Origin of the sequence: Streptomyces zaehneri, assembly GCF_032248645.1 — a bacterium.
GTDB lineage: Bacteria > Actinomycetota > Actinomycetes > Streptomycetales > Streptomycetaceae > Streptomyces > Streptomyces coriariae.
Genome location: NZ_JASTTJ010000022.1, coordinates 44,536 through 59,793, shown reverse-complemented (window position 1 = coordinate 59,793; position 15,258 = coordinate 44,536). Strand labels below are relative to the sequence as shown.

The 15,258-nt window shown below is 70.5% G+C and carries 11 protein-coding genes; 7 read left to right on the top strand and 4 right to left on the bottom strand.

Features of this window, described 5'->3' with window-relative positions:
• Nucleotides 1–13 precede the first annotated feature (13 nt).
• On the bottom strand, nucleotides 14–448 hold the full coding sequence (locus QQM72_RS30450) for a VOC family protein (protein WP_314224049.1): 435 nt from the start codon (nucleotides 446–448) through the stop codon (nucleotides 14–16).
• A 173-nt stretch (nucleotides 449–621) separates the two neighbouring features.
• Between QQM72_RS30450 and QQM72_RS30445 the strand changes: the two genes are divergently transcribed.
• The gene (locus QQM72_RS30445) at nucleotides 622–3,618 is read left to right on the top strand and encodes a bifunctional [glutamine synthetase] adenylyltransferase/[glutamine synthetase]-adenylyl-L-tyrosine phosphorylase (RefSeq protein ID WP_314224048.1); all 2,997 of its coding nucleotides are present in this window, start codon (nucleotides 622–624) and stop codon (nucleotides 3,616–3,618) included.
• A 352-nt stretch (nucleotides 3,619–3,970) separates the two neighbouring features.
• On the opposite strand, the gene QQM72_RS30440 is transcribed toward QQM72_RS30445, so the two are convergent.
• Nucleotides 3,971–4,900 carry a DMT family transporter gene (locus QQM72_RS30440; protein WP_314224047.1) on the bottom strand — a complete coding sequence of 310 codons (930 nt, stop codon included), beginning with the start codon at nucleotides 4,898–4,900 and terminating at the stop codon, nucleotides 3,971–3,973.
• A gap of 71 nt (nucleotides 4,901–4,971) precedes the next feature.
• On the opposite strand from QQM72_RS30440, the gene QQM72_RS30435 reads away from it, so the two are divergent.
• The gene (locus QQM72_RS30435) at nucleotides 4,972–5,868 is read left to right on the top strand and encodes a LysR family transcriptional regulator (protein ID WP_314224046.1); all 897 of its coding nucleotides are present in this window, start codon (nucleotides 4,972–4,974) and stop codon (nucleotides 5,866–5,868) included.
• Between the two features lie 182 nt (nucleotides 5,869–6,050).
• Here QQM72_RS30435 and QQM72_RS30430 read toward each other — a convergent pair whose 3' ends face one another.
• Nucleotides 6,051–6,911 carry a phosphatase PAP2 family protein gene (locus tag QQM72_RS30430; RefSeq protein ID WP_314224045.1) on the bottom strand — a complete coding sequence of 287 codons (861 nt, stop codon included), beginning with the start codon at nucleotides 6,909–6,911 and terminating at the stop codon, nucleotides 6,051–6,053.
• A 131-nt stretch (nucleotides 6,912–7,042) separates the two neighbouring features.
• Nucleotides 7,043–8,077: a LacI family DNA-binding transcriptional regulator gene (locus QQM72_RS30425; protein ID WP_314224044.1), complete on the bottom strand. Its 1,035-nt coding sequence runs from the start codon at nucleotides 8,075–8,077 to the stop codon at nucleotides 7,043–7,045.
• Between the two features lie 398 nt (nucleotides 8,078–8,475).
• Here QQM72_RS30425 and QQM72_RS30420 point away from each other — a divergent pair, with 398 nt between their 5' ends.
• The 5 genes from QQM72_RS30420 to QQM72_RS30400 all read left to right on the top strand — a co-directional run bounded on the left by QQM72_RS30420 (nucleotide 8,476) and on the right by QQM72_RS30400 (nucleotide 15,204).
• On the top strand, nucleotides 8,476–9,747 hold the full coding sequence (locus tag QQM72_RS30420) for an extracellular solute-binding protein (RefSeq protein ID WP_314224043.1): 1,272 nt from the start codon (nucleotides 8,476–8,478) through the stop codon (nucleotides 9,745–9,747).
• Between the two features lie 115 nt (nucleotides 9,748–9,862).
• Entirely contained in the window at nucleotides 9,863–10,867 is a 1,005-nt protein-coding gene (locus QQM72_RS30415) for a carbohydrate ABC transporter permease (protein WP_020126748.1), read from the top strand.
• 13 nt (nucleotides 10,868–10,880) lie between these two features.
• The gene (locus tag QQM72_RS30410) at nucleotides 10,881–11,783 is read left to right on the top strand and encodes a sugar ABC transporter permease (RefSeq protein WP_314224042.1); all 903 of its coding nucleotides are present in this window, start codon (nucleotides 10,881–10,883) and stop codon (nucleotides 11,781–11,783) included.
• A gap of 187 nt (nucleotides 11,784–11,970) precedes the next feature.
• A complete protein-coding gene (locus tag QQM72_RS30405; RefSeq protein ID WP_314224041.1) occupies nucleotides 11,971–13,659 on the top strand; it encodes a glycoside hydrolase family 13 protein in 1,689 nt (562 codons plus the stop codon).
• A 168-nt stretch (nucleotides 13,660–13,827) separates the two neighbouring features.
• The gene (locus QQM72_RS30400) at nucleotides 13,828–15,204 is read left to right on the top strand and encodes an alpha-amylase (RefSeq protein WP_314224040.1); all 1,377 of its coding nucleotides are present in this window, start codon (nucleotides 13,828–13,830) and stop codon (nucleotides 15,202–15,204) included.
• Nucleotides 15,205–15,258: the final 54 nt, after the last annotated feature.

Here is a 15,258-nt window from a genome sequence, read left to right as displayed (position 1 = left end):
CCCCGCCGGAGCCCTACCCGGCCGTCAGTTTCGCCAGGACCTGGTGGAGCGGTTCCGTCTTCCGGCGGCGGTACTCCTGGATCGCCCAGCCGTTGCCGTCGGGGTCCTTGAAGTACATGAAGGTCGCTCCGTCCTGCGGTGCGAACTGCTGGGGTTCGCTGACCTCCAGGCCGCGGGCGGTCAGTTCCTCGTACGCCGCCTTGGCGTCCGTCACGCAGAGCTGCATGCCGTGGTAGGTGCCCGGCTGCGGGGTTCCCGTCGGCACCTGGAGGCCGTCGACCAGGGCGATCGAACAGCCGGAACCGGGCGGGGTGAGCTGGACGATGCGTACGCCCTCCATGACCTCGCCGTCGAGGTCGACGTGGAAGCCGACCTTGTCGCGGTAGAACTCCTTGGCCCGGTCCACGTCGGACACCGGCAGCAGGATCACCTCTAGGGTCATGTCCATGGCTTGACTCCCTTGTCGCGGCCGTCGCTTCGTCTGTACAGAACCGAGGTCCCGCAGCACCGAAGTCCCGCAGAGCCCGAAGTACCACAGAACCGGAAACCGTGCCGGGGCGCCACCGAAAAGCGCGGGTTACGCTCAGGTGCGTACGACCTTGATCCGAGGGAGGGCCGGGGATGATGGCGCCGGGGCGCAGGAGCAGCACCTTCACACGGCTGCTGCGGCACGGCTTCACCGACCCGTCCGCCGCCGAGCGGCTGCTGGACGGGCCCGAGCTGTCGCCGGTGCGCGACGATCCCTTTCTGCTGGAGGCGCTCGGCGCCACCGCCGATCCCGATCTCGCCCTGCACGGTCTCGTCCGGCTGCTGGAGGCCCAGCCCGGGCCCACCGCCCGTCGGGAACTGCTCGACACGCTGATAGCGGCCAAGCCGCTGCGCGACCGGCTGCTGGGTGTGCTGGGGGCGTCCGCCGCCCTCGCCGACCACCTCGCCCGGCATCCGCGGGACTGGGAGGCGCTGGTCACGTACGAGCCGCGGGACCTGCATCCCGGGGTGGAGGAGTTCGAGCGGGGCCTCGCCGAGGCCACGGATCCCGTGTCGCTGCGCGTCGCCTACCGGCGTTGCCTGCTCTCCATCGCGGCGCGTGACGTCTGCGGGACGACCGATCTCGCCGAGACCGCCGCCGAGCTCGCCGATCTCGCCACCGCCACGCTGCGGGCCGCCCTGGGCCTCGCGCAGGCCGCCGCGCCCGACGACGCCGCGATGTGCCGGCTCGCCGTCATCGCGATGGGCAAGTGCGGCGGGCACGAGCTGAACTACGTGTCCGACGTCGACGTCATCTTCGTGGGGGAGGCCGTCGACGGGGCCGACGAGGGCAAGGCGCTGCGGGCCGCCGCCAAACTGGCCGCACACCTGATGCGCATCTGTTCCGAGACCACCGTTGAGGGGTCCATCTGGCCCGTCGACGCCAACCTGCGGCCCGAGGGGCGCAACGGGCCGCTGGTGCGGACGCTGTCCAGTCATCTCGCCTACTACCAGCGGTGGGCCAAGACCTGGGAGTTCCAGGCCCTGTTGAAGGCGCGGCCGGTGGCCGGCGACCTGGCACTCGGGGCCGAGTACGTCGCCGCCGTGGGGCCCCTGGTGTGGCAGGCCGCCGAGCGGGAGAACTTCGTCGTCGACGTGCAGAAGATGCGACGGCGGGTCGTCGAGAACATCCCGGTCGCCGAGGTCGAGCGTGAACTGAAGCTGGGACCCGGAGGGCTGCGGGACGTCGAGTTCGCCGTACAGCTGTTGCAACTGGTGCACGGACGGGCCGACGCGTCCTTGCGGAGCGGCACCACGCTCGACGCCCTCCAGGCGCTCGCCGCGGGCGGTTACGTCGGGCGCGCCGACGCCGAGCAACTGGACGTCGCGTACCGCTTTTTGCGCTCCATGGAGCATCGGATCCAGCTCTACCGGCTGCGGCGGACCCATCTGGTCCCCGAGGCCGAGACCGACCTGCGGCGACTCGGCCGCTCACTCGCACTGCGCACCGACCCGGTCGCCGAGCTCGGCCAGGAGTGGAAGCGGCACGCCGCCGTGGTGCGTCGGCTGCACGAGAAGCTGTTCTACCGGCCGCTGCTCGACGCCGTCGCCCAACTCGCTCCGGGTGAGACCCGGTTGAGCCCGAAGGCGGCCCGGGAACGGCTGGTCGCGCTCGGGTACGCCGACCCCGCGTCCGCGCTGCGCCACCTGGAGGCGCTGGCCTCCGGCGTCACCCGCAAGGCGGCCATCCAACGCACCCTGCTGCCGGTTCTGCTCGGCTGGTTCGCCGACTCCGCCGACCCGGACGCCGGCCTGCTCAACTTCCGCAAGGTGTCGGACGCGCTCGGCAAGACACCCTGGTATCTGCGGCTGCTGCGGGACGAGGGCGCCGCCGCGGAGAACCTCGCCCGGGTGCTGTCCGCCGGACGGCTCGCCCCCGATCTGCTGATGCGGGCGCCGGAGGCGGTGGCGCTGCTCGGCGACGGGGACGGCGGCGGGCTCGAGCCGCGCGGGCGGGCGCAGTTGGAGCAGGAGATACTCGCCGCGGTGCGACGGGCCGACGGTGTGGTGCAGGCGGTGACCGCCGCGCGTGGGGTCCGCCGGCGTGAGCTGTTCCGCACGTCCGCCGCCGACATCGTCGCCTCCTACGGCACGGAGGCGCAGCCGGTCGAGGCGGATCAGGGCGCCCTCGTGGACCTGGTGGGCGGGGCCGTGTCGGACATCACGGCCGCCACGCTGGCCGGCACTCTGCGCGCGGTCCTGCGGGAGGGCTGGGGCGACACGCTCCCGACGGCCTTCACCGTCATCGGCATGGGCCGCTTCGGCGGTCATGAACTGGGCTACGGCTCCGACGCCGACGTCCTGTTCGTGCACGAACCCCGGGACGGCGTCGACGAGCGCGAGGCCGCGGAGGCCGCGAACAAGGTCGTCTCCGAGATGCGCCGGCTGCTCCAGATCTCCAGCGCCGACCCGCCGCTGCTCATCGACGCCGATCTGCGTCCGGAGGGCAAGTCCGGGCCGCTCGTGCGCACGTTGAAGTCGTACGAGGCCTACTACCGTCGCTGGTCGCTGGGTTGGGAGTCGCAGGCACTGCTCCGGGCCGAAGTGGTCGCCGGGGATGAGGAGCTGGGGCGTCGGTTCATCGAGTTGATCGATCCCCTGCGGTATCCGGCGGACGGGCTCGGCGAGGAGGCCGTCCGGGAGATCCGGCGGCTGAAGGCCCGCATGGAGTCGGAGCGGATGCCCCGGGGCGCCGATCCGAAGCTGCACACCAAGCTCGGCCCCGGCGGCCTGTCCGACGTCGAGTGGACCGTGCAGTTGGCCCAGATGCGGCACGGTTCGACACATCCGGGGCTGCGGACCACCCGCACCCGTGAGGCCCTCGCCGCCGCCCGCGACGCGGGCATCGTCCCGGGCGAGGACGCGGCGACGCTGGACGAGGCGTGGGTACTGGCGACCCGGGTGCGCAACGCGGTGATGCTGGTGCGCGGACGGGCCGGGGACACCTTCCCGTCCGACCCCCGGGAACTGGTCGCGGTGGGGCGGTACCTGGGGTACGGGCCCGGGCGGGTGGGCGACATGCTCGACGACTACCGGCGCACCGCGCGCCGGGCTCGGGGCGTGGTGGACGAGCTGTTCTACGGCGGCTAGGGCGCTTCTTCTGGATCAGCCCGGGTCCGCGGCGCCCGGCACGGCACCTCGCGGCGTTGTCGCACGACCCGCGTACACCCGGTACGCGGATCATGCTCCGCCTTTGCGGTGCACCGCACCGGACACCGCGGCCTGATCCGACCCGATCCAAGAGAAACGCCCCAGGCCGTGTCCGCCCAGTAGCGCCGTCCGCCCGGAGGGCAGGGCTCGCGGTGTCCGGTGCGTGCGATCGCGAGGCGGAGGCCGCCCTCGTACCGGGTGTACGTGGGCGATCCCGACAACGCGGCTGGGGGTCCCCGCGGGGGAGTGCGTGCCGGGCGTCGCGAGCCAGACGGGACGTCGCCGCCCCGGCCTACGGCCGCTGAACGACGGGCCGGCTCGCAGCGTCGCGCCGCGCGTCGGCCGGCCCGTGCGTACGCGACGCGGTGTTCTGCCGGGTCAGCCCCACGCCCACCAGCACCACCGCCATGCCCGCGAGAACGCGTACGCCGATCTGCTCGTCCAGGACCGCGGCGCCCAGCGCGACCGAGACCACCGGGAGCAGGTAGCCGACCGTCGCCGCCGTGGTGGGACCCTCGTCCGCTATCAGGCGGTAGTTGAGGTAGAAGGTCACGCCCGTGCCGAGGACGCCCAGCGCGGCGACGGCGAGCAGGGCGGCGGCGTCGGGGCGCAAGGGCCCGGCCGCGGGGAGGGCCAGGGTGCTCCAGGCGGTGGCGGTGAGGAGCTGGGCCGCCGACATGGCCATCGGGGTCTTTGAGGCCGTCAGGTGCCGGGCCATGTAGGCGAAGGCCACCGCGTAGCTCGCCGCCGCGGCCAGCAGGTACAGGGCGGGCAGGCTGAGCAGGCCCTCGTGGTGCCAGGGGGCGAAGATCAGGACGGTGCCGGCGAAGCCCAGGACGAGACCGGCCAGGCGCACGGGACCCAGAGCCCGGTCCGTGCCCAGGCCGATCCCGATGAGGAGCGACCAGAGGGGGGTCGTTGCGTTGAGGACGCCCGCGATGCCCGAGTCGAGGTGTTGCTCGCCCAGGGCGAAGAGGGCGAAGGGCAGGGCGTTGCAGAACAGGGCGGCCACGGCGAGATGACCCCAGGTGGTCCGGGACCGGGGGAGGCGCTGGCCTGCCCGGCGGGCCAGGAACAGCAGGACGGCCGTGCCCAGGACGCACCGGGCGATGGTGATCTGGGCCGGGGTCAGACCGTGGGTCAGGGCCAGCTTGATCCAGAGGAAGCCGGAGCCCCAGAAGAGGGCGAGCGCGGCCATGCGGAGCGTGGAGGCGAGGGGCATGTCCCTACGGTCGTCCGCTCGATCTGTGAGGACAAGTGAAATGTTCTGGATGGTTCGTTAAGCTGGACTGCATGCTTGATGTGCGGCGGATGCAGGTGTTGCGGGCGGTCGTCGGGAACGGGTCCGTGACGGGGGCCGCGGCCGTGCTGGGGTACACGCCGTCCGCCGTCAGCCAGCAGATCGCCGCCCTGGAGAAGGAGGCGGGGGCCGCGTTGCTGGAGCGGGTCGGGCGGGGCGTCCGGCCCACGGCTGCCGGACTGCTGCTCACCGAGCACGCGGAGGCCATCGGGCGGCAGGTCGCCGAGGCCGAGACGGCGCTCGCCGACCTGCTGGCCGGGCGGACCGGGCGGTTGGGGGTGCGGTACTTCGCCACCGCGGGGGCCGGGCTGGTGGCGCCGGCCGTGGCGCGGCTGCGGGAGGCGCATCCCGGCGTCCGGATCGATCTCAAGCTGACGGTCGATCCCGAGGACCCGGTGGCGGAGGTGCGGGAAGGGCGGGCCGATCTGGCGTTGCTGGTGAGCGGCGAGGGGCGGCGGGACGGTGGCGTACGCCTGCTGCATCTGCTCGACGATCCCTATCTCGCCGTCCTGCCGCGCGGGCACCGGCTCGCCGGGCGGCGCAGTGTGCGGCTGGCGGAGCTGGCCGACGAGGCGTTCGTGGGCAGCGAGTGGCCGGGGCCCTGTCTCGACGCCCAGCTGGAGGCGTGTGCGGTGGTCGGGTTCCGGCCCCGGTTCATGGTGCAGAGCGAGGACTACGTGACCGCCCAGGGTTTCGTCGCCGCCGGTCTGGGCGTGAGTCTGGTGCCCCGGCTGGGACTCGGCAGCCGGCATCCGGGGGTCGTCGTGCGGGAGGTGCGCGATCCGGTGCCGGTGCGGGCCATCCAGGCGGTGATCCGCGAGACGGCGCCGGCGCAGCCCGCGCTGGACGCCTTCATCGACGCGCTGAAGGGGGCCGCGGGAGCGCCGTGAGGGTCCGTGCCCCGCCCGGCGGGGCCACGGGGGCGCCGGCAGGGCCGTGCCGCGCGCGCCGGATCAGGTGCCGCGGGCCAGGGGGAGAGCGCCGAGCCGCGAGCCGCAGGCCGCAGCGCGGAGTGTTCGCAAGCGCCACCGGGCAACACCTGATGCCGGGCGCCGAGCCGTGCCGCCGGGCGTCAGGCCTTCGTGGGGAGCAGGGGCCTGGCCTGTCCCTTCGGCGGCACCCTTCTCGGCAGGGCGTACGGCAGGGTCCCGTACCAGACGCGGGCCACCGCGAAGCCGAAGGCCAGGCAGAGGACGCCGCCCACGGCGTCCAGCCAGAAGTGGTTGGCCGTCGCGACGATCACCACCAGGGTCGCCGTCGGGTACAGCAGGCCCAGGATGCGCACCCAGGGGAGCTTGGCCAGCGCGAACACGGTCAGGCCGCACCACAGGGACCAGCCGATGTGCATGGACGGCATCGCCGCGTACTGGTTCGACATGTGCTTGAGGTCGCCGGAGGCCATCGACCCCCAGGTCTGGTGGACCATCACCGTGTCGACGAAGTCGGAGCCCGGCATCAGCCGCGGGGGCGCCAGCGGGTACAGGTAGTAGCCGACCAGTGCCACGCCCGTGGTGGCGAAGAGCACCAGGCGCGTCGCCGCGTAACGTCCCGGGTGGCTGCGGTAGAGCCAGACCAGGACGGTCAGCGTGACGATGAAGTGCAGGGTCGCGTAGTAGTAGTTCATGCCCACGATGAGCCAGGTCACCGAGTTCACCGTGTGGTTGACCGACTCCTCGAAGGCGAGGCCGAGGCTGTGCTCCACGCGCCAGATCCAGTCGGTGTTGCGCAGCGCCTCGGAACGCTGTTCCGGGACCGCGTTGCGCACCAGTGAGTACGTCCAGTAACTCACGCCGATGAGGAGGATCTCGAACCAGAGGCGGGGGCGGCGGGGGCTGCGCAGCCGGTGCAGGCGGCGCTGCCGGGGCGCGGTCGTGACGGGGTCTGGAAGGGCCTGGTCACGGCCTTCCAATGGCGTCACAGTCGATTCACCCATGGACACAAAGTCTGCCAGAAAAGACCTCTTGGCCCGATCATCCCTCGGTCGGGTTCGGCCCGCACTTCCTACGACGGCGGGACCGCTGCGCCTACTGCCGGCGTACTGGGGGGAACCCGGACGTCTCCGCCCTACGGACGATTCCGGTCCCCGGGGGCCGAAGCGGTCGAACCGCGCACCACCAGCTCCGGCATGAACACGAACTCGCTGTGCGGCGCCGGTGTCCCGCCGATCTCCTCGAGGAGCGTGCGGACGGCGGCCTGGCCCATCGCGGGGACCGGCTTGCGGACGGTCGTGAGGGGCGGGTCGGTGAAGGCGATCAGCGGGGAGTCGTCGAAGCCGACCACCGAGATGTCCTGGGGCACCGCGAGACCGCGCTGCCTGGCCGCCCGTATCGCGCCCAGGGCCATCATGTCGCTGGCGCAGACGATCGCCGTACAGCCCCGGTCGATCAGGGCGTTGGTCGCCGCCTGGCCGCCCTCCAGTGTGTAGAGGGAGTGCTGCACCAGGTCGGTCTCGATCGTCTCGGGGCTGAGGCCCAGCTGTTCCTGGACCGTCCTGACGAAGCCCTCGATCTTGCGCTGGACCGGCACGAACCGCTTGGGGCCGAGCGCCAGTCCCACCCGGGTGTGACCGAGCGAGACGAGGTGGGTGACCGCCAGAGTCATCGCCGCCCGGTCGTCGGGGGAGATGAAGGGTGCCTGGACCTTCGGGGAGAAGCCGTCCACCAGCACGAAGGGGACGCCCTGCGCCCGCAGCTGCTCGTAGCGCTGCATGTCGGCCGTGGTGTCCGCGTGCAGGCCCGAGACGTAGATGATGCCGGCGACCCCGCGGTCGACCAGCATCTCGGTCAGTTCGTCCTCCGTGGAGCCGCCCGGTGTCTGGGTGGCGAGGACTGGGGTGTAGCCCTGGCGGGTCAGCGCCTGGCCGATGACCTGGGCCAGGGCCGGGAATATCGGGTTCTCCAGCTCCGGTGTGATCAGGCCGACCAGACCCGCGCTGCGCTGGCGCAGCCGGACGGGGCGCTCGTAGCCCAGGACGTCCAGAGCGGCGAGCACGGACTGGCGGGTGGTGGCGGCGACACCGGGCTTGCCGTTGAGAACGCGGCTGACGGTCGCTTCGCTCACCCCCGCCTGCGCAGCGATGTCGGCAAGCCGTGTGGTCACAGGGGTGGACTGTACCGGTCGGGTGCTGACTTGCACACCGACCGGACGCCGTGGGCGACCTGTTGAACGGCCCGCGGGCTGCTGCGTCATCGCGCTCCCTCATGAAAGTGATGGCAAGGGCTTGCAGAGTCTTGCACAGCGGCCCTGTGCCCCGCTGCGAGGCCCCTCAACCGGGACAACTACGGTCTCACGGCGGTCGAGGGGAGGTCACGCACGGATCACGTGCGGATAACTTCGGTGATGTCTTGCACTTTTTTTCTGCAAGGTCTTTCGTGCCGCTTACATCGCTGTTACGTTCACGTCGCCCGACGGCAGCAACGGCGCGGTCGGAGTCGGCAGGACAGCGGACGGGACCGCTTCCTGTAGCTAAACGGGCTCTCACCCTCAAGGAGAAACTCATGCGGCGTGGCATAGCGGCCACCGCGCTGGTGGCGTCCTTCGCCCTCGCGGCGACGGCCTGCGGCGGGGACGACAGCGGCAGCGACAACTCGTCCGGGCCGGTCACCATCACCTGGTGGGACACCTCCAACGCCACCAATGAGGCGCCGACGTACCAGGCCCTGGTCAAGCAGTTCGAGGCCGCCAACAAGGACGTCAAGGTCAAGTACGTCAACGTGCCCTTCGACCAGGCGCAGAACAAGTTCGACACGGCCGCCGGCGCCTCCGGCGCCCCGGACGTGCTGCGCTCCGAGGTCGGCTGGACCCCCGCCTTCGCCAAGAAGGGCTTCTTCCTGCCGCTGGACGGCACCGAGGCCCTCAAGGACCAGGCCAAGTTCAAGTCGAACCTGATCGAGCAGGCCAAGTACGAGGGCAAGACGTACGGCGTGCCGATCGTCACCGACACGCTCGCGCTGGTCTACAACAAGGCGCTCTTCGCGAAGGCCGGCATCGAGGCCCCCAAGACCTGGGACGACCTGAAGACCGCCGCCGCCACCGTCAAGGCGAAGACCGGCGTCGACGGCTACTGGGGCTCGACCCAGGCCTACTACGCGCAGTCCTTCCTCTACGGCGAGGGCACCGACACCGTCGACGCCGACGCCAAGAAGATCACCGTCAACTCCGCCGCCGCGCAGAAGGCGTACGGCACCTGGCTGGGCCTCTTCGACGGCAAGGGCCTGCACAAGGCGGACACCACCGCCGACGCGTACGCCCACATCCAGGACGCGTTCGTCAACGGCAAGGTCGCCGCGATCGTCCAGGGCCCGTGGGAGATCACGAACTTCTACAAGGGCACCGCCTTCACGGACAAGAACAACCTCGGCATCGCCACCGTCCCGGCCGGCTCCACCGGCAAGGCGGGCGCCCCGACCGGCGGCCACAACCTCTCGGTCTACGCCGGTTCGGACAAGGCCCACCAGGCCGCCGCGCTGAAGTTCGTCAACTTCATGACCTCGGCGGCGAGCCAGGCGACCATCGCCCAGAAGAACTCCACGCTGCCGACGCGCGACGACGCCTACACCGCCGCAGTCAAGGCCGACCCGGGCATCGCCGGCTACCAGACGGTGCTGTCCGCCGCCCAGCCGCGCCCGGCGCTGCCGGAGTACAGCTCCCTCTGGGGTCCGCTCGACACCGAACTGCCCAAGATCGCGGGCGGCAAGGAGACCCTCGACAAGGGCCTGAGCACCGCTGAGACCGCCATCGCCAAGCTGGTGCCGGACTTCAGCAAGTGAGTCCGAGTGGCCGCCGGATCTCCCACATCTGGGGGGAGAGATCCGGCGGCCACCGGCCGGTGAGCCGTACCACCCCGTCGAAGATCCAGCGTGAAGATCCAGAAGGTGTCGAATCATGACAGTCGCCATCGACCGCGCGACCGGCAAGCGCCGCGGTGACCGTGAGCCGAAGCCCGGACCGGCCGGGCGCCTGAGGCGCGGCTACCAGAAGCACTGGTACGCGTACGTGATGATCGCCCCGGTGGCGGTCGTCCTCGGCGTGCTCGTGCTGTACCCCCTGGTGTACGGCCTGTACCTGACGCTGACCGACGCCAACAGCCTGAACACCGCGCGCACGATCGGCGTCAACCACATCGACGCCACCTACAAGTTCATCGGCCTCGACAACTACGCCGACATCCTCTGGGGCCCGACGGCCTACGACCGCTTCTGGTCGCACTTCATCTGGACGATCGTCTGGACGGCGGCCTGCGTCGCCCTGCACTACGGCATCGGACTGGGCCTCGCGCTCCTGCTCAACCAGAAGCTGCGCGGGCGGACCCTCTACCGGCTGATCCTGGTGCTGCCGTGGGCGGTGCCCACCTTCGTCACCGTCTTCGGCTGGCGGTTCATGCTCGCCGACGGCGGCATCATCAACTCCGCGCTCGACGCCCTGCACCTGCCCTCGCCCCTGTGGCTCGAGGACACCTTCTGGCAGCGGTTCGCCGCGATCATGGTCAACACATGGTGCGGTGTGCCGTTCATGATGATCTCGCTGCTCGGCGGCCTCCAGGCCATCGACGCCTCCCTCTACGAGGCCGCCGAGATGGACGGCGCCAGCGCCTGGCAGCGCTTCCGGTACGTCACCCTGCCGGGCCTGCGGTCCGTCAGCTCCACCGTCGTCCTGCTGGGCATCATCTGGACCTTCAACCAGTTCGCCGTGATCTTCCTGCTGTTCGGCAACACCGCCCCCGACGCGCAGATCCTCGTCACCTGGGCGTACTACCTCGGCTTCGGACAGCAGCCGCGTGACTTCGCCCAGTCCGCCGCCTACGGCATCCTGCTGCTGGCCATCCTGATCGTCTTCACCTCGTTCTACCGCCGCTGGCTGAACCGCAACGAGCAGCAGCTCGCGATCTGAGGCAGGAGTTCCCATGAGTAGCACCACCGCCGAGACCTCCGCCCCCGTGAGCGAGCAGCGTCCCAGGACCCCGCGCCCCCGGCGCCGCGGCGAGAACACCCTCGCCGGCTCCCTCGCCTCCCACGGCGTCCTGATCGTCGCGAGCGTCATCGCGCTCTTCCCGATCGCGTGGCTGGTCTATCTGTCCCTCGGCCCGGACACGGACGACTATCTGCACCCGGGCGGCATCTGGGACAAGATGACGTTCGACAACTACACGTTCGTCCTCCAGCTCACCCAGTTCTTCGACTGGCTGAAGAGCTCGCTCATCGTCACGCTCGGCACCACGGCCATCGGCGTGCTCATCGCCGCCACCACCGGCTACGCCGTGTCCCGGATGCGCTTCCCCGGCTACAAGAAGTTCATGTGGGTGCTGCTGGTCACCCAGATGTTCCCGGTCGCCGTGCTGATGGTGCCGATGTACCAGATCCTTTCGGACCTGCAGCTCATCGACAACTACTTCGGCCTGATCCTCGTCTACTGCACGACGGTCATCCCGTACAGCGCCTGGCTGCTCAAGGGGTACTTCGACACCATCCCCTTCGAGATCGACGAGGCGGGACGCGTGGACGGGCTCACCCCGTTCGGCACCTTCTTCCGGCTGATCCTGCCGCTCGCCAAGCCCGGCCTCGCGGTGGCCGCCTTCTACAACTTCCTCACCGCCTTCAGCGAGGTCGCCTTCGCCTCGACGTTCATGCTCAGCGACGACAAGTACACCCTTGCCGTCGGTCTGCAGTCCTTCGTCAGCGAGCACGACGCCCAGCGCAACCTCATGGCCGCCACGGCGGTGCTGATCGCGATACCCGCCGCCGTGTTCTTCTACCTCGTGCAGAAGAACCTGGTGACCGGCCTCACCGCGGGCGGCACCAAGGGCTGAGCCGGTACGAGACTCCCGCGCGCCGTCAGGCGCGCGGGTGGCGGCCGCGGTGTCCATCCGACCCCGCCGGCACCGCGGCCGCCTCATCCACCCGTCTCATCCACCCGCCTCGAGACCACTCGCCCTCGACGACGAAGCCGAGCCCCAACACTCCATGTCAGCAACTCCGTTACGTACCAAGGACGTCATGAGCCAGCAGCCCGCAGCCCCGGCCCCCACCCCCACCTCGGCTGTCGCCACCGTCGCCAAGCGCCGTGACTGGTGGCGGGACGCGGTGATCTACCAGGTGTACCCGCGCAGCTTCGCCGACAGCAACGGCGACGGCATGGGCGACCTGGAAGGCGTACGCTCCCGTCTCCCGTACCTGCGCGACCTCGGCGTGGACGCCGTGTGGCTCAGCCCCTTCTACGCCTCCCCGCAGGCCGACGCCGGTTACGACGTCGCCGACTACCGCGCGGTCGACCCCATGTTCGGCAACCTCCTCGACGCCGACGCGCTCATCCGGGACGCCCGCGAACTGGGTCTGCGGATCATCGTCGACCTGGTCCCGAACCACTCCTCCGACCAGCACGAGTGGTTCAAGCGGGCGCTCAGGGAAGGCCCCGGCTCCTCCCTCCGGGACCGCTACCACTTCCGGACCGGCAAGGGCGCGAACGGCGAACTCCCGCCCAACGACTGGGAGTCCATCTTCGGCGGCCCCGCCTGGACCCGGGTCACGGAGCCGGACGGCACCCCCGGCGAGTGGTACCTGCACCTCTTCGCTCCGGAGCAGCCCGACTTCAACTGGGAACACCCGGCGGTGGGGGACGAGTTCCGTTCCGTCCTGCGCTTCTGGCTGGACATGGGCGTCGACGGCTTCCGTATCGACGTGGCCCACGGCCTGGTCAAGGCGGCGGGTCTGCCGGACCTCGGCGCCCACGACCAACTCAAGCTGCTGGGCAACGATGTCATGCCGTTCTTCGACCAGGACGGCGTGCACGAGATCTACCGTCAGTGGCGGCTCATCCTCGACGAGTACTCGGGCGAGCGCATCTTCGTCGCCGAGGCCTGGACGCCGACCGTCGAGCGCACCGCGAACTACGTCCGCCCCGACGAGCTCCACCAGGCCTTCAACTTCCAGTACCTGTCCACCGAGTGGGACGCGGAGCAGCTGCGCGAGGTCGTCGACCGCACCCTGGAGGCGATGCGCCCGGTCGGCGCCCCCGCCACCTGGGTGCTGTCCAACCACGACGTGACGCGGCACGCCACCCGCTTCGCCAACCCGCCCGGCCTCGGCACCCAGATCCGCACGGCGGGCGACCGCGAGGCCGGTCTGCGGCGGGCGCGGGCGGCCACGCTGCTGATGCTGGCGCTGCCCGGCTCGGCGTACGTCTACCAGGGCGAGGAGCTCGGCCTGCCGGACGTCGTCGACCTGCCCGACGAGGTGCGCCAGGACCCGGCGTACTTCCGCGGCGCCGGCCAGGACGGCTTCCGTGACGGCTGCCGGGTCCCGATCCCGTGGACGCGCGAGGGCTCGTCGTACGGCTTCGGCGACGGCGGCAGCTGGCTGCCCCAGCCGTCCGGCTGGGGCGAGCTGAGCGTGGAGGCGCAGCAGGGGGTGCCCGGTTCGACGCTGGAGCTGTACCGCTCGGCCCTCGGTATCCGCCGCGCGCGGCCCGACCTGGGCGCGGGCGACTCGGTGGAGTGGCTGAAGGCCCCGGCGGGCGTACTGGCCTTCCGGCGCGGGGAGTTCGTGTGCGTGGCGAACACCACGGGGGAGTCGGTGACGACCCCGGCGTACGGGCGGGTGCTGCTCGCGAGTGACGAGGTGACCGAGACGGACGCCGGCGAGGCGAAGCTTCCGGCGGACACCACGGTGTGGTTCACGACGGCCTGACACCCCACTACGAGGTCCGCCGCTCTTGGGGGAGCGGCGGACCTTTCGTGTTTCACAAATGCCTTCTCCGACTCCCTGTTCTTTCAGCCATCGAACTATTAACATCGCGCCACTGCAAGGTTTCTGAAAGATTGCAGCAAGAGCCTTCAACGGAGAAGGAACCCCCACATGGCAAGCAGCAGACCCCTTTCGTGTGCCCTCGCCCTGGCCGCCGCGGCCGTCGTCATGGCCCCCACCGCCGTGTCCGCCGCCCCGCCCGGCACCAAGGACGTCACCGCCGTCCTCTTCGAGTGGAACTTCGCCTCGGTCGCCAGGGAGTGCACCAGCACCCTCGGCCCGGCCGGTTACGGCTACGTCCAGGTCTCCCCGCCCGCCGAGCACATACAGGGCTCGCAGTGGTGGACGTCGTACCAGCCCGTCAGTTACAAGATCGCGGGCCGGCTGGGCGACCGGACGGCCTTCCAGAGCATGGTGAACACCTGCCACGCGGCGGGCGTGAAGGTCGTCGTCGACACCGTCGTCAACCACATGTCGGCGGGCAGCGGTACCGGCACCGGTGGCTCGTCGTACACGAAGTACGACTACCCCGGCCTGTACTCGTCGTACGACTTCGACGACTGCACCTCCCAGATCGGCAACTACGCCGACCGCTGGAACGTCCAGCACTGCGAACTGGTCGGGCTCGCCGACCTGGACACCGGCGAGGAGTACGTCCGCAAGACGGTCGCCGGGTACATGAACGACCTGCTCACCCTCGGGGTCGACGGCTTCCGCATCGACGCGGCCAAGCACATCGACACCGCCGACCTCGCCAACATCAAGTCGCGGCTGACGAACCCGGGCGTGTACTGGAAGCAGGAGGTCATCTACGGCAGCGGAGAAGCCGTCCAGCCGACCGAGTACACCGGCAACGGCGACGTCCAGGAGTTCCGTTACGCCTACGACCTCAAGCGGGTCTTCAACAGCGAGAACCTCGCCTACCTGAAGAACTACGGCGAGGGCTGGGGGTACCTGAGCAGCTCCGTCGCCGGTGTGTTCGTCGACAACCACGACACCGAGCGCAACGGGTCGACCCTCACCTACAAGGACGGCGCGAACTACACGCTCGCCAACGTCTTCATGCTCGCGTATCCCTACGGATCCCCGGACATCAACTCCGGCTACGAGTGGTCGGACGCGGACGCCGGGCCGCCCAACGGCGGTGCGGTGAGCGCCTGTTGGCAGGACGGCTGGAAGTGCCAGCACGCCTGGCCGGAGATCCTGCGCATGGTCGCCTTCCGCAACGCCACGCGGGGTGCGGCGATGACCGACTGGTGGGACAACGGGGGCGACGCGATCGCCTTCGGGCGGGGCGCCAAGGGCTATGTCGCCATCAACCACGAGAGCGGCTCCCTCAGCCGGACGTACCAGACGTCCCTCGCCGCCGGCACCTACTGCAACGTGCAGAACAACACGACCGTGACCGTGAACGGCTCGGGCCAGCTCACGGCGACCCTCGCCGCCAACACGGCGCTGGCGGTCTACGCGGGCAAGTCGAGCTGCTGACCGTCCGCCGGTCCGCTCGTTCGCCCTCCCGCGCCACCGCGCACTGCCGTCTCC